The 15123-nt window shown below is 54.3% G+C and carries 14 protein-coding genes; 9 read left to right on the top strand and 5 right to left on the bottom strand.

What is annotated here, in order from left to right; translation table 11 throughout:
• Positions 1-17: 17 nt before the first annotated feature.
• The 5 genes from HY879_06845 to HY879_06825 all read right to left on the bottom strand — a co-directional run bounded on the left by HY879_06845 (position 18) and on the right by HY879_06825 (position 5870).
• A complete protein-coding gene (locus HY879_06845) occupies positions 18-1037 on the bottom strand; it encodes a TRAP transporter substrate-binding protein (protein MBI5603055.1) in 1020 nt (339 codons plus the stop codon).
• Between the two features lie 225 nt (positions 1038-1262).
• A complete protein-coding gene (locus HY879_06840; protein ID MBI5603054.1) occupies positions 1263-1961 on the bottom strand; it encodes an indolepyruvate oxidoreductase subunit beta in 699 nt (232 codons plus the stop codon).
• On the bottom strand, positions 1882-3828 hold the full coding sequence (locus HY879_06835) for a 4Fe-4S binding protein (protein ID MBI5603053.1): 1947 nt from the start codon (positions 3826-3828) through the stop codon (positions 1882-1884). The genes HY879_06840 and HY879_06835 overlap by 80 nt, the downstream gene beginning before the upstream one ends.
• The gene (locus HY879_06830; protein ID MBI5603052.1) at positions 3821-4960 is read right to left on the bottom strand and encodes a Coenzyme F420 hydrogenase/dehydrogenase, beta subunit C-terminal domain; all 1140 of its coding nucleotides are present in this window, start codon (positions 4958-4960) and stop codon (positions 3821-3823) included. The genes HY879_06835 and HY879_06830 overlap by 8 nt, the downstream gene beginning before the upstream one ends.
• A gap of 118 nt (positions 4961-5078) precedes the next feature.
• Positions 5079-5870, bottom strand: coding sequence for an IclR family transcriptional regulator (locus HY879_06825; GenBank protein MBI5603051.1), 792 nt, complete (start codon positions 5868-5870; stop codon positions 5079-5081).
• Between the two features lie 193 nt (positions 5871-6063).
• Between HY879_06825 and HY879_06820 the strand changes: the two genes are divergently transcribed.
• The 9 genes from HY879_06820 to HY879_06780 all read left to right on the top strand — a co-directional run.
• On the top strand, positions 6064-7329 hold the full coding sequence (locus HY879_06820) for a TetR/AcrR family transcriptional regulator (protein ID MBI5603050.1): 1266 nt from the start codon (positions 6064-6066) through the stop codon (positions 7327-7329).
• A gap of 107 nt (positions 7330-7436) precedes the next feature.
• Positions 7437-8183 (top strand): SDR family oxidoreductase, encoded by a 747-nt coding sequence (locus HY879_06815; GenBank protein ID MBI5603049.1) that lies wholly within the window; start codon positions 7437-7439, stop codon positions 8181-8183.
• Positions 8184-8280: 97 nt separating this feature from the next.
• Positions 8281-9096, top strand: a complete 816-nt coding sequence (locus HY879_06810; protein ID MBI5603048.1) for an enoyl-CoA hydratase/isomerase family protein — start codon at positions 8281-8283, stop codon at positions 9094-9096.
• Between the two features lie 2 nt (positions 9097-9098).
• A complete protein-coding gene (locus HY879_06805; GenBank protein MBI5603047.1) occupies positions 9099-9680 on the top strand; it encodes a flavodoxin family protein in 582 nt (193 codons plus the stop codon).
• 8 nt (positions 9681-9688) lie between these two features.
• Positions 9689-11212, top strand: coding sequence for a long-chain fatty acid--CoA ligase (locus tag HY879_06800; GenBank protein ID MBI5603046.1), 1524 nt, complete (start codon positions 9689-9691; stop codon positions 11210-11212).
• Positions 11213-11524: 312 nt separating this feature from the next.
• The gene (locus HY879_06795) at positions 11525-12706 is read left to right on the top strand and encodes a substrate-binding domain-containing protein (protein MBI5603045.1); all 1182 of its coding nucleotides are present in this window, start codon (positions 11525-11527) and stop codon (positions 12704-12706) included.
• Between the two features lie 289 nt (positions 12707-12995).
• A complete protein-coding gene (locus HY879_06790) occupies positions 12996-13763 on the top strand; it encodes an ABC transporter ATP-binding protein (GenBank protein ID MBI5603044.1) in 768 nt (255 codons plus the stop codon).
• On the top strand, positions 13756-14466 hold the full coding sequence (locus HY879_06785; GenBank protein ID MBI5603043.1) for an ABC transporter ATP-binding protein: 711 nt from the start codon (positions 13756-13758) through the stop codon (positions 14464-14466). The genes HY879_06790 and HY879_06785 overlap by 8 nt, the downstream gene beginning before the upstream one ends.
• A gap of 12 nt (positions 14467-14478) precedes the next feature.
• On the top strand, positions 14479-15123 hold a 645-nt coding region (locus HY879_06780), incomplete at its 3' end, for a branched-chain amino acid ABC transporter permease (GenBank protein ID MBI5603042.1).

Here is a 15123-nt window from a genome sequence, read left to right as displayed (position 1 = left end):
GATCGGTTGTAGACTTTTTACTTGGCCGGGGCCGTCTTTAAATAATCCAGGCAGAATTTGAGGGCCTCTTCACCGGGCAGACCTTTTTCCTTCATGCTCTTCACATAGGCATCGAGCAGAGGCTTCATCCTCTCATGCATCTTGGCCTCTTCGGCCGGGCCGGCATAGGTAAGTTTCTGGCCGGTCTTTTTGGCAAACTCCAGCCCGTCTTCATCCACCCAGGTCCACAAGTTGGCCTGTTTCTCAAACCACTCTTCATTGAGTTTGTCGATGATCTGCTGAATGTCCTTGGGCAGCGCGTTCCATTTCTCCTTGTTCATGGCAATGAAGAAGCCGTTACTATAAGAGGCCCCGTGATTGATATAGGAGTATTTACAGACTTCTCCGAACTTCCAGCCCTTTAAAGTTTCTATGGGGAGGAGTACCCCGTCGGCCAGGCCGCGCTTCAGGGCATCGTAGGTCTCCAGCATGGGCATGGTGGTGGGGGTGGCCCCGGCCGCGGTGACTACCTTGGAGGTGTTGGCATCGCTCTTGATCCTTAAGCCCTTCAGGTCTTCGATTTTGTTGACCGGCGCTTTGGTATGGAAGGCCCCCGGCCCGTGGGCGTGGAGATAGAAGACTTTTACGTCGTCATATTCCTTTGGTTTGAATTTTTGATAGAAGGCATTGGCCATCCTGGTGGCCTGGCCCCCGGTTTTGTATCCCAGGGGAAGGACGATAACCTCGGAAAGGGGCATCCGGCCCGGCGTGTAGGTCATGATGCTCCAACCGATATCGACGATGCCTTTAACGACCCCATCATAGGTTTGATTGGCGGTGACCAGGGTGCCGGCCGGGAAAAAAGAGGTCTTGATCCGGCCGTTGGTCCTCTTTTCCAGCTCTTTGCACCATTGATCGGACAATTGGGCGATGGGATGGGTGGGCGGCATAAAACTGGCATACTTCAACTTGAACACCGGTTCTGCGGGAAAAGCCGGAACAGCGAAACAAACCAACAACACCACGGTAAGAAAAAATTTTACTCCATGATTCTTCATCTTAAAAGCCCTCCTTTTTGTAATATTTTTGAATGAATGTTATTAATTCGGGATTCGTAAAAACTCGTCATTCCCGCGCAGGCGGGAATCCAGGTCATAGGTAACCATGTAAAAATACTGGATTCCGGCTTTCGCCGGAATGACGAGATACGGAAAAAATATCGCTGAAGGGTTAAGCAAACTCACTCTTTTCTCTATCAACTCGTAACTCGTAACAGAGGATTTTCAAGTCACCATTTCCCGCCCCAGATCAAAGGCCTTCAGGTTAATGTCCAGTTTGTTTTCCGGCATAATGGCGGCGATCGTCTCGGCGAACTCCCGCCGCTCCATGGACACCTCCCCGGTGCCGGCCAAAGCCCCGATCAATATGATATTGGCCAGAATGGGTGATCCCAGTTTCATCGCCTCCTCTGTGGCGGGTAAGAGCCAATAGCGGCGGCTGAATTTTTTCAGCCAGGTTTCAATCCGGTCCATGGCGGGGTACTCCTGATCACCGCAGATGACCCCGATGGGCTGCACCGGTCTGGCGTTGGCGATTACCATGATCCCGGGATTTCCGTAAGGGGCCAGAACCCGGAGCGACTCGATCGGTTCCAGGCCTATGATCAGGTGACCCCGACCCGCTGGTATCAACGGCGACCAGGCCCGGTTCTGAGAGATGCGGAGATGACTCATTACCGAACCGCCGCGCTGGGAGGCCCCGAAAGTCTCCCCTATCGTCACATGCAATCCCCGGTTTACCAGAATGTTGGCCAACACCTTGGAGGCCAGAACGTTCCCCTGTCCTCCCACGCCGGTGATAATCAGGTTGTAAGGGTCAGGGGTCTCATTGGTTTTTTCCAATTCAGGCGGCCTCCTTCTTTTGAATGGCCCCTTGGGGGCAGATAGAGACACAGACCCCGCAGCCGGCGCAGAGGACCTCATCCACCCGGGTTTTGTGGGCTGTTTTGTCCCAGGTCAGGGCCGGACAGCGGAAGGCCCTGGTGCAAAGTCGGTTGCAGCCGCAGGAATCACCCAGGCATAAAAGGGGGTCTACAAAGACCTCGAAATTCTTTTTACCTTTTTTCTGGGGACTTAAGGCGCAGGCCTGACGCAGAACCAGGACCTTCACCCCTGGAGGGCTCTCCAGCATGGTCAGAAGTTCCCGCTGGGTTTCTAAAAGATCAAAAGGATCGCCGACCTGCACCTGGGCACCCATGCTTCGGCATATAGCCGCAATGTCCATGGCCGGTGCGGGATGGCCGGTAGCATCGGTGGGGCTGCCGGGGTGGGGCTGGAATCCGGTCATAGCCGTGCCGCTGTTATCCATTATCACAAAGATGGCATTGCACCGGTTGTGCACGGCGTTGACAAGGGACGGCAGCGCGGCATGAAAGAAGGTGGAATCGCCGCAGACTGCCAGCACCGGCTGTTCCAGACCAAAGGCCTCCAACCGTCCGAACCCCGAGGCCAGGCCCGAGCCTGATCCCATGGCGTGCACGGTCTTAACGGTATTGAAGCCGGCCTGCATAGTGCCCAGGGCGTAACAGCCGATGTCGCCGCAGACAAAGCCTTGGCGATCATCCAGGGCCAGGGCATTGTGTATGGACCAATAGGAGGCCCGGTGGGGACAACCGGGGCAGAAGGTCATCATCCGCGGTGGGATAAAGGGCGTCACTTCCTGGCTGACCGCTTCTTGGTAATCCTGGAAGGACAACCGGGTATCTACCCCTAACAGACGACCCAAGGCTCCCATAACCAGGTCCGGAGTGATCTCACCCACCGTAGGTAAACAGTTATTGCGCTTGCCGTGGAAGGCCTTAGGCCCTATTTCGGCCGCCGCCTCGGCGGCCAGGACTTTGACATTCTCCTCCAGGAAGGGTTGCAGGTCCTCCACCACCAGGACCTGGCCACAGATCTTAAGATGCCTTTTCAGTAAGCCGGACGGCAGGGGCCAGGTGGTGGCCAGTTTCAGAAGGCCCACCCGGGAACCTGCCCCGAGCAGATGAATCGCCTCCTGACAATACAAGTTACAAGTAGAACTGGTGATGACCAGCAGTTCCGGCTGCAGCGGTCCACTGTAAGTGTTGAAGGGGGAGGTCTCGAAAATTTCCGCCGCCTGCTTGAGTTTTTCCTGGGTCCGGCGGCGCAAAGGAGCAATCGAAGGAGGTTCATTGGTCACCGGGCCTTCCATCTGGTCCAGTAGGGGACCCTGGAAATGGAAACAGGCCTTGGGTACCTTAAGCTCCGGCAGCTCGCCCAGCCGTACATTGCCGCTGGCATGGGACAGGCGGGTGACGCTACGGACCATCACCACGGTCTTAAGGGTCTCGGATAGATCAAAGGCCCATTTCGTAATCTCCAGGGCTTCCTGGAAATCGCCCGGTTCGAGCATGGGAAATTCCATCAGGCGCGCATAGTGGCGGGAGTCGCCCTCATTGGAGCTGGACAGGGCGCCCGGGTCTTCGCAGGAGATTAGTATCATGGCGCCCCGGGTGCCGTATTGGGCCAGATGCAACAAGAAATCGGAGGCCACATTCACTCCTACCTGCTTCATGGCAGACAAGGAGCGCAGGCCGCTATAACTGGCGGCGGCCGCAACCTCCAGGGCCACTTTTTCGTTTACGGACCATTCCACATAGAGCCCCCGTTCGGCAGCCACCCTGGCCAGGGTTTCCGGTATCTCCGAAGAAGGGGTGCCAGGATAGGCGGCGACCACGTTGACGCCGGCCTCCAGTGCCCCCCGGGCAATGGCCTCGTTGCCCTGGAACAGGCGGATTTCTCCTGCCCGGCCCTGGATGATGTCAGACATGGCTTCCTCCGTTCTCTGGCCCGGTTATCCTCTCCAGGACCTCCGGCGAAAGCCGCAGCATGGCCCGGACCGACTGGTCCGTGGGGTTCACCAACCCCCGCTGCCGGATGGTCTGGAAGGCCCGGCGTTTTTTGCCGGCGGCTGCTTCCAGTAAATGTCCTAAATGGGCTGCCGGCATGGGCTCGACCAACAGCAGTTCCGAGGCCACAGCCTTCTCCAACAGCCTGCGCCCTTGCTCCGTGCGGACTATAAGGGTGTTCCAGCCGGGCCGGCCTTCGAACATGCCAACCGAGAGGTCTGCCCATTCGGAGGTCATATCCGGACAGAGGCCGCAGGTATCAGGGATGAAAGCCCGTATCTCATCCAGCGGTATCTCTAAAATCTCCTCTCCCATATCCACCCGCAGCAGATTGGCCGGCGGCGGAGGAATATCCATGCCCCTGATCCGGGCCAGGTCCAGGCGCCTTGCCAGGAAGGCCCTGAGCGCCCGCTGATCCAGAGACCAGTTGCAAAAAAGCCCGATGACTAAAGAAACCGGGTTGACGAAATCATCCCGGCCCAGGGGGTTGGAACGTATCTTGGCCAGGGCCGTTACCTGGCAGGGGGTGCCTACCAGACCCAGGTTGCGGCGGCCGGCGGCGGCGGCCCGGTTTAAGATCGACAGGGTAGGGGCGGCATTGAACTTGGAGGAGGCGCAAGCCAGGATCTCTTCCGGACTTTCGGCCATAACCGGTAAGGGGCCGTTTTCATCCTGACCCGTGAGCACCGCTGCCTCTATGAGTCCCTGATTGAAAGCCTGGACCATCAGGGCGGAGACTGTACCCCCTCCCTGGAAGGCCCCGGAGGGCATCCCGACGCCCGCTTTGGCTGCCAGGACCTGCTCGTACTTGCCGCCAGGAGCGCCCTGGTAGGGCTGGTTCCAATTCTTTTCCGCCAATTCGTCCAGGTCAACTTCGGCCTTGGGGCAGGCGGCGTAACAACGCCCCTGGGGAAGCTGGCAGGAAAATAACTGGACGGTCCGGCCGCGGTGGTTGCGGAAATAGGGGCATAGATCGACGCAAGCCCCACAGCCGATGCAAAGGCCCCCCCTTTGCACCTCGCTGACCAATTCATTAGCTCCGAATACGCGCATGAGAATCCTCGCCAATCCTCTTTAAGATTTTTTCTTCGCCCATAGCCTATTGCCCCTTAACCTTTTTCAAACTTGAAACCTGGGACATTAAACTTGAAACCCAATCCAGGAACGTTGCCTATCCCCGCCCATGGCCACGGACCGTATCGGACATGGGCGAATAACCCAGGGCCACCGATATTCTTTCCGCGGTCCGTAGCAGATCCCTGGCCAGGATGGGCAGACGCGTCTCATCCTGGATTTTTTCAGGAGAACCGGAAAGGCTGACAGCCCCCAACACCTCGCTGTTGTTGTCAAAAACCGGTGCCCCCATACAGACCAGCCCCAGCAAAGACTCTTCCCGGTCCAGGGCGTAGCCTTTTTTTGCTATGCCCTCGATTTCCTGACGAAAGGAAGCCTCGTCTGTGATAGTACCGTTTGTGAAGCCCGTCAGCTTGTTATTGCTAAGGAATTTTTCCAGATCGGCGCTTGGCAGATGGGCCAGGATGCATTTTCCCAGGGCCGTGGAATGGGCCCGTAACCGGGGACCGACCGAATTAGACATCTCCGGCCGGTTCGGCGGATAGTTGGTCCAGGTGACCAATACCGCGTCATTGTCCCAGAGGGCCACCCGCGTGACCACCGTATGACTGTGAGATAATTCCGTAATCGGTCCTATGGCCTGTTGGTTGAGGTACTGGATCTGGGGCTGCAACATGCCGATTTCGAAAATCTTCAAGCCCAGCTTATATTTTTTGGTCTCGGGGTCCTGAAAAAGAAAACCGCCACGAACCAGGGTCGTCACCAGGTTGTGGGCCGCTCCCTTGGTCACGCCAAGGGTTTGGCTGACCTCGGTTATGCCGACCTGGGTTTTTTGGCGTGAGAAGAGAGAAAAAATGATAAGTGCGTGCCAAACCGATTGAATGATCATTAAGTATCCCGCAATGGGTTGATCAGCTTAAAAAGTATTGATTTACACAGCATCTAAACCCAGTTTAGTAATAATGAACAGTGTATATAAAAGTAAAAACAAAGTGTCAAGTGAAAAAAAAGAATTTTTCTTGTTGACTCTCTTGAGTTTTTGAAGCTATATGAGAGATGATTCAGGAGTTATAAATAACCTTATGCCCAAACGGACTGAAAAAACAAAAACCGGACGTTCCCATACCCCCAAAGGGATAGCCACCCGGACGGCCATATTGGATACGGCCCAGGAAGTCTTCAAAGACACGGGTTATTACAGCTCATCGGTCTCTGAGATTACTCGTCGCAGCGGGGTTTCCATGGGGACCTTTTATCAGTATTTCAAAAACAAGGAACAAATCTTTCAGGAACTGAGCGACCTGATCATCGCCCGGTTTTGGGAGCAGGCCAACGCCCTGTCAACGGAGAATAAAGGCCCCGAAGAACGTCTGGCCCAGGTAGTCCGGCTCCTTTTCAATCACCTTTCCGCTCATTTTTATTTTCACCGGATGCTCGGCGAATTCGAACTGATTGATCCGGTGACCATCGGATATTACGATTCCATCACCCGCTTTTACCGAAGATTCTTTCGAAAAGAAATGGGCATGGGATTTATACGTCCTCTGGATCCCAACCTGATCGCTTACGGCCTTTTGGGGATCGTCTATTTTCACTTGCTGGACTGGAAACCGGAGGGCAAAATGCACAAAACCGATCAACTGCTGCATTGGACCCTGGACCTGCTCCGAAAGGGTATCAGTGGTCCCAAGCCCTGGGGCAGGCCCCTGGACCTGGCGCTTTCCGCCTTCCCGGAAAAACTGACGGCCCTGCTCGGCCCTCAGGAGGATTCCGCCCAGGACCATTCGACCAAGCGGGCCATTTTTCAGGCCGCAGAGAAGGTTTTCGGCCAGCATGGTTTTAACAGGACCAACATTTCCGAGATTACCCGGCTGGCCGGCGTGGCCCAGGGAACCTTTTACATCCATTTTAAGAGCAAGCGGGATCTCCTTGAAGGCTTTGTCCGCTACCTGAGTCGGGAATTGCGCCGGACATTAAAATTAGCCACCGAAGGCCTTGAGGATCGACGGGATAAAGAACGGGAGGGGATGTTGACCTTTTTCCGCTTTCTGCGGCTCCACAGCCCGATTTACCGGGTGATTGCCGAAAGCGAAACGGTCGGCCAGGAGATGGGTATGTGGTATTATAAAAAGTTGGCGGAAGGATACATTTCCGGCCTGAAGAAGGGGATAAAGAAAGGGGAAATTCGGGATCTCCCGGTGGATTTCCTGGCCCGGTCCCTTATGGGGTTTAATCACATGATCGGTCTGAAGTGGTTGGTCTGGAAATCATTTCCACCGGCGGAATTTCCCAAACCACTCTTGAACGAGGCTATTCAATTGGTCATGGATGGGATTGCCCCCTCCTGAAATAAATCATCCCGTCCATTTTTTTCTTGACAGGATGGAACGGATATTAGTAGATTCCTGACAGATGGTTCACCTTTCAGCTTTTTATGTAAACCCGAAATTTTTTAATGAAAACAAAAAAAATAGAATCGGCCCTGGTGATAGGAGGCGGCTCCGGTATGGGCCGGGCTGCGGCTGAGGCCCTGGGTAACCTGGGTGTCCGGATTTTTGTTGCCGACTTCGATCTAAAGGCCGCCGAGGAAACGGTTAAGGCCATAATAGATAAGGAGGGCCAGGCCGGGGCTTTTAAAGTGGATGTGTCCAGCAGCCGGTCCGTCAGCGATCTCTTTGTTTCCTTGAGGGAACAAACCGGCCGTTTGGATCTGATGGTCAATACCGCAGCCATTCTCGGTCAGACCCTGCCCATTGAAGAAATGGATGATGCCGAATGGCGCCGGATGATGGCCGTCAATCTGGACGGCATGTTTTTTTGCTGCCGGGAAGCGGTGCGCTGGATGAAAGAACATCAGACCGGACGTCTCATCCTGTTCAGTTCAGTGGCTTCCTTAACCCCGACACCAGGATCTCTTCATTACAGCACCTCCAAAGGAGGGGTGAACATGATGGGCCGGACCCTGGCCCAGGAAGTCGCCAAATATAATATCCGGGTCAATATCATTGCCCCGGGCTACATAGAAACTCCTATGCTGCAAGGTCTTCCTGAAGGCTTTGCTGACTATGTCCTTAAAAAAACCCCTCTGAAACGAATGGGTGAGGTAGATGAAATCGCCGGACTGGTGGCCTTTCTGGCCTCTCCTGAAGCCGATTTTTTTACAGGCCAGGTTTTCAGCCCCAACGGGGGGTGGGTGATTTAGTGTGAAAAGAGAGTTTGAATTTCGGATTGCGGATTGCGGAATTTGAAAGAAATCATTTTCATGCTTCGTGGTGCATGAAAGGGCATAAGGATTCAGTATGTCTAAAACCTTTTCTTTGCTTCAGGTAGAACCTCAAAAAGAGATCTGCCGGGTTACTATTAACCGGGTAAAAGACCGGAACTCCCTCAACACGCCCCTCATGCAGGAATTGGAGGCGGTACTTACCGAAGCGGAGAAGACGCCGGCCCGAGCCGTGGTTTTTACCGGCGGCGGAGACACCTATTTTATCGGCGGGGCCGATGGTGTGGAAATGATGCAACTGGACCCGGAAGGGGCTTCAGCCTTTTCAGCCCGGATTCAGAAACTCTTCAACCGGATGGAGGAAAGCCCCCTTATTTTAGTGGCTGCCATCAACGGCCTTTGTTTCGGAGGCGGCTTAGAGTTCGCCCTGGCCTGCGATTTTCGTATTGCCGATGAGACGGCTCGTATTGGACTGCCCGAGGTGAAGGTGGGCCTCATTCCCGGCGGAGGGGGCACCCAACGTCTGCCCCGGCTGGTGGGTCCGGGCCGGGCCATGGAGATGATCCTGAGCGGCCGGTTGTACAAGGCTGAAGAGGCCTTAACTCTGGGGCTGGTTCACCGGGTAACCCCTGACGATAAACTCCTTTCTGAAGCCGCAGCCTTTTTAGAACCGATCCTTAAAAATCCCCAGTATGCCCTGATCCAGGCCAAAAGGGCCGTGCGGGCATCTCAAAACACGTCCCTTGCCGAAGGGCTCCGAATCGAAACCGAAGAATTCAAAAAATGCTTTATGAACGATTTTTTCGTTAAGCTCATGTGCCATCAGCTTAAAACCGGCCTGCTGCAAACCACGTCCCAGTTGCCGGATGGGATCTGTAAAGAGAAGGGGTGATTATTGTGAAAGTCCTTGGAATTGCCGGAAGCCTGCGGTCGAGAAGTAATACCCTTCAGTATGTAAAAACGGCTTTAAAGGTCCTTGAGGGGGAGGGTATCAGCACCGAATTGATTTCTCTCCGGGGGAAAAAAATCAGTCCTTGTACGGGCTGTTATGACTGCGCCCGGAAAAAGAAGGGGGTCTGCAGTATCAAAGGGGACGATTTCAATGAGATCCTGTCTAAGATGCGTCAGGCGGATGGTATTATCCTTGGTTCCCCGGTCTACCTCAGTTCGGTGGTGCCCCAGATGATGGCCCTTCTGGCCCGGGCTACCTTCGTATCCTACTGGAGTGATCAATTTTTTACCGGAAAAGTGGGCGGCCCCATCACCGTGGCCCGAAGGGCCGGTCACAATATGGCCTTCTCCCAGCTCCTGCTCTGGTTCTTCTTGAATGGACTTATAGTTCCCGGTTCCACCTATTGGAACGTCGGAATGGCCGGTGCCGGCGGGGCCAGGGACGCTGAAAAGGATGCCGAAGGTCTCCTGACTGTAACCAACTTTGCCCACAATATGGCCGGGCTGATGAAGAAGATTTTTTAGGGGGTTTGATGGAAGCACAGGGTATCGGCTTCTGGTTGAATAAAAGGGCGCTTCAGATGGGGGATAAGGAAGCCCTGGTGGAAGGCGGCCGCCGTCTCAGCTATGGGGAGCTCAATCGGCGGGTCAATCGGCTTTCCGGCGGTCTTCAGGCCATGGGCCTTAAATACGGCGACCGTCTGGCCCTTTTGGCCTATAATGGTCTGGAATACGTGGAGGTAATTTTTGCCGCCGCCAAATTGGGCCTCCTGTTGGTCCCCTTGAATTGGAGGCTTTCCCCCTCGGAACTGGCCTTCAACCTCACGGACAGTGAAACCCGTGCCTTGATCTTCGATCCGGGATTCACCGAGACCGTTAAAATCCTTAAAGATCAATCTCCCATTAACCGGATGCTGGTCTTCGGGAAGGAAGAGGCCTTAGAGGCCGCAGCTTACGAGCAGATCCTGGCCGGGCAATCGGAGGATGAACCGGAGGCGGATAAGCTAATCGGTTTGGATACCCCCCACATCATTATGTATACGGCCGGGACTACGGGCCGGCCCAAAGGGGCGGTCTTGACCCAGGGGGCCGGTTTCTGGAATGCCGTCAACCTGTCGCTGGACATAAACTTCACCCCCGATGACCGCGATCTGCTGGTCCTGCCCATGTTTCATATCGGCGGTATCGGTCTGTTTACCCTGCCGGTTCTTTATGCCGGCGGGACTGTTGTTCTTCTGCGCACCTTTGACCCGGCCGAGACCCTGAGATTGCTCAAAGAAGAAAAGATCACCCTGTTTTTCGGAGTACCGGCCGTCTTCCTCTTTTTGATCCAGCATCCGGACTTCGATCCCGGTGTTTTTAAAAATGTGCGTCTGGTCATGAGCGGTGGTGCGCCCTTACCGCTCAGCCTGGTCCATCAGTACCACCAGGCCGGCATCGTACTCCAGCAGGGCTTTGGCATGAGTGAGGCCGCCCCGAGTATTTCCACCTTGAGAAAAGAGGTTTCCCTTAAAAAGGCCGGTTCCATCGGCCGGGCCTTGTTTCACGTCGAAGTCCGGGTGGTGGATGATGATTTGAAAGACCTGCCCGTGGGTGCAGTGGGAGAGCTGGTTATTCGGGGTCCTAATCTGATGCAAGGGTATTGGAACAGGCCCGAGGCCACCAGGGAGGCCTTTTCCGGAGGCTGGTTTCACACCGGCGATCTGGCCCGTATGGATGAAGAGGGCGACCTCTATATCGTCGAACGCAAGAAGGATATGTTCATTTCCGGCGGGGAAAATGTCTATCCGGCCGAAGTGGAGAACGCTATTTATGAGCTTCCGCAGGTTTCCGAAGCAGCCGTTATCGGCCTGAAGGATCAAAAATGGGGGGAAGTCGGCAAGGCGGTGGTGGTCCTTAAAGCAGGAGAAAAACTCTTGGCCGAAGAAATCCTCCATCACCTTAAGAGCCGGCTGGCCAAATACAAAATTCCCAAGGAGGTGGTGTTTATCAGCCAGTTGCCGCGCAATGCCGCTGGCAAGGTTTTAAAGACCGTGCTCAAGGAAAAATTCGGGTAAACTGGATACCGGATGCTGGATGCCGGATAAAACCATGTTAGGACCTTATTATTACTACAGCGATTTTTTTTTACTGATGGGCACCCTTATCCGTCATTCCGGCATGGTTAAAGCCGGAATCCAGGGACTTTGATTTTCTCATTTTTTTGAAAAATCTGGATTCCCGATAAAGACATTCGGGAATGACGAAAAAAGTGTCGTTGCAGTGTTAATTTGTAACCCGTAAGAGCGGCTCTTAGAGATGAATGCTCAGAGGTATTTTGTAAAAATCAAAATTTAATTCAAAGGAGGAGAACCATGAGTGTTAGAAAAATGTTGACAGTTTTGGTGGCGGTTTCTTTGGCGTTAGGTGCAGGGCTGGGCGGCGCAATAGCTGCAGAGCCGATCAAAATCGTTCAGGTCGTGGATTTGACCGGGCCGTTGGAGGCTTACGCCAAACAGTCTGTTAATGGGTTCCAACTGGGCTTGGAGTACGCCACCAAGGGCAGCATGAAGGTCCTGGACCGACCGATCAAGGTCATCATCAAAGACACCCAATTCAAACCCGATGTGGGCAAACAGATGCTTACCGAGGCCTTCAAGGATGACAAGGCAGACATAGCCGTAGGCGGAGTCTTTTCGGCCGTGGCCATGGCCATGCTTCCTGTGGCCAAGGAGTTCAAAAAGATCCTGATCGTTGAACCGGCCGTGGCCGATTCCATCACCGGAGAGGCCTGGAACCGCTATATCTTCCGCACGGGCCGTAATTCCTCTCAGGATGCCATCTCTAACGCCGTGGCCATAGCCCAACCCGGTGTCTTCATCGCCACCCTGGCCCAGGATTATGCCTTTGGCCGGGACGGTGTCAAGGCGTACAAAGAAGCGGCCGAGGCCAAAGGGGCCAAGATCGTCCATGAAGAATATGCCCCGGTCGCCACCACCGATTTCACCGCGCCGGTTCAGCGAATCATTCAGGCCATGAAATACCTGAAGGGCGAAAAATATATCTTCATCATCTGGGCCGGAAAGGGGAATCCCTTCTCCATCGTCGGAATGGGATTGGATAAATATGGTATCAAGGTCACCACTGGCGGCAACATCCTGGATGCCATGGCCCTTTACAAGCCCCTGGTGGGGATGAAGGGAGCCATTTACTATTACTACGATATCCCTAAAAACCCGATAAACGACTGGCTGGTCAAAGAACATCAGAAACGGTTTCATGCCCCGCCGGATTTCTTTACCTGCGGCGGTTTTTCAGCGGCCATAGCTGTTGTGGCAGGCCTGACCAAGGCCGGAACCACCGATACCGAAAAATTGATCACGGCCATGGAAGGGATGCATTTTCAGACGCCTAAAGGGGAAATGGTCTTCAGGGTTGAGGATCATCAGGCCCTTCAATCCATGTATGCCTTCAAGATCAAAGTGGATCCCAATGTCAAATGGGCCATCCCCGAGCTGGTTAAAGAATTTACCTGGAAGGACATGAACGTCCCGATCCGCATTAAGAAGTAAATTTTTGGGAAGCGGCGCTCCGGGGATTCGGGGCGCCGCCCCATTAGAGCTTTGAAATGGCACTTTGTTGTAATTGGTTATTTGTGATGGCTACGTAAACCCGTCATTCCCGCGCAGGCGGGAATCCAAAACAGACGTAACAATTAAAAACACTGGATTCCCGTCCCCGATTAAGACATTCGGGGATAAGCTTCCACGGGAATGACGCACTGCGGGTTTCGGCGATTTTTTACGAATTCATCATCTGTAAAAGTCATGCAAACCCCAATAGATTCATCAGGAGACGGGAATGAACCCTTCGCCGCTTATCGAAACCAGGGATCTGACTATCAGCTTCGGCGGCAATATCGCCGTCAATAAGGTCAACCTCAAGGTGGAGCCTTATTGTCTCAAGTCCCTTATCGGCCCCAATGGGGCCGGAAAGACCACCCTGTTCAATTTAATCAGTGGCCAGTATCGACCTACGGCCGGAAAGGTTTTTTTTAAAGGCCAGGATATCACCGGTCTCGGCCCGGCCGAGCGGACCAAGTTAGGGTTGGGGCGGTCGTTTCAGTTAACCAATATCTTTCCTACCCTGAGTGTCCTGGAAAATGTCCGGGTGGCCCTGCAGTCCAAGGCCGATGTGGGGCTGGTTTTCTGGCGCTACTACCGTGCCTTTAGCGATCTGGAAGATCAGGCCTACCAATTGCTCAAACAGGTCCTGCTGAGCGAACGCTGGGCCGATGACGCCGTCAGCCTGACCCATGGTGAAAAGCGCAAGTTGGAAATCGCCATCCTCCTGGCCCTGGATTCGGAAGTACTGCTCTTAGATGAACCTACGGCCGGTATGAGTTTGGAGGAGGTGCCGGCCATCCTGGATATCATCCAACAGATCAAGGCCGGCCGAAACCGGACGATCCTGCTGGTGGAGCATAAATTTGATATGATCATGGCCGTCTCCGACACGATCGCCGTGCTCAAAGACGGCAGCCTCCTCTGCGACGGTTCGCCCCAGACCATTGCCCAGAACCAGGAGGTACAGGAAGCCTATTTAAGCGGAGGAGTGAAGCATGACTGAACCGATCCTGTCTCTTAGCGATGTCCATACCCACATTCTGCAGCACCATATCCTTCAGGGGGTCTCCTTTGAGGTCAAACCGGGCAGGGCCACCGTGCTCCTGGGAAGAAACGGCGCCGGGAAATCCACCACCCTGCGGACCATCATGGGCCTCTACCCGGCCACAGCGGGCACGATAAAATTTTCCGGCCGTTCCATTCAGAATCGGCGGCCTTTCGAAATCGCCCGTCTGGGTATAGGGTATGTCCCCGAGGACTTTGCCGTGCTTTACACCCTGACCGTGGAAGAAAATTTTCGTCTGGCCATGTTCAAGGAAAGCGCAGAAAGTTGGAAAAGACTGGAAGAGATCTTTAAACTGTTTCCGGACCTTAAAAAGTTCCGCCAATCCAAGGCCGGGGTCCTGTCCGGAGGCCAGAAACAGATGCTGGCCATCGCCCTGGCCCTGGTTCTCGATCACCAGATCGTTTTGATCGACGAACCCTCAAAGGGCTTGGCCCCCGTGGTGGTGGAACATCTCGGGGAGTCGCTCAATCAAATCAGGGAAACCACCACTATTGTCTTAGTGGAACAAAATTTCTACTTAGCCAGCAAGGTGGGACAGGATTACTTTATCCTGGATGACGGCCGTGTGGTCCACCAGGGTCTCATGGAAGATTTGGCCCATGATCTTGAATTAAAACAAAAATACTTGGGCATAGCCTGACGGGGGGATGAAATGATGGTTGAGGCAAGGCCGGCAGGTTCGGCGAATCTTGGAAGTTTGGATTATCGGAAAACAGGCGGCTGGATTCTGGCCATAGGCGTCTGGTTGGTTCCCCTTTTATGGACCGATCTGACCACTTATTTGACTTTGACCATCGCCGGGGTGACCATGGGGGTCCTCCTCTTCCTGACCGCCTCGGGTCTGACGGTCATCTTCGGCCTGATGGATGTGCTCAACCTGACCCACGGGGCCTTTTTTGCCTGGGGGGCCTATGCCGGGTTTTCCCTTTTGGGGTATCTGAATAAGATAGGCTGGGTGGAGATGGCCACCCTGGGTCAAAGCATCGGAAGTCTGGTGCTGGTCCTGTTCCTCTCCCTGTTGGTGGGGGCCATATTAGGCCTGATTCTGGAAAAATTTATCATCCGTAAGACCTATGGGAATCATCTCAAGCAGATCCTCATCACCATGGGTGCGGCCTTAGTCATGACCGAGATCATCAAGATCTTTTGGGGGCCTAACGATGAGGCCATCGGGGTGCCGGCGGCCTTTCAGAACTCCTGGGACTTGTTTGACGTTATGGTGAACAAGTTCCGGGGTGTGGCCATCCTGGTGGGCGGCCTGGTCTTTGTGGGCATTCAATTAGTCCTCCGGAAGACC

It is taken from the genome of Deltaproteobacteria bacterium, from assembly GCA_016219225.1.
Lineage (GTDB): Bacteria > Desulfobacterota > RBG-13-43-22 > RBG-13-43-22 > RBG-13-43-22 > RBG-13-43-22.
The sequence above is the reverse complement of the archived record's forward strand: the minus strand, read 5'-3'. Positions and strand labels throughout refer to the sequence as shown.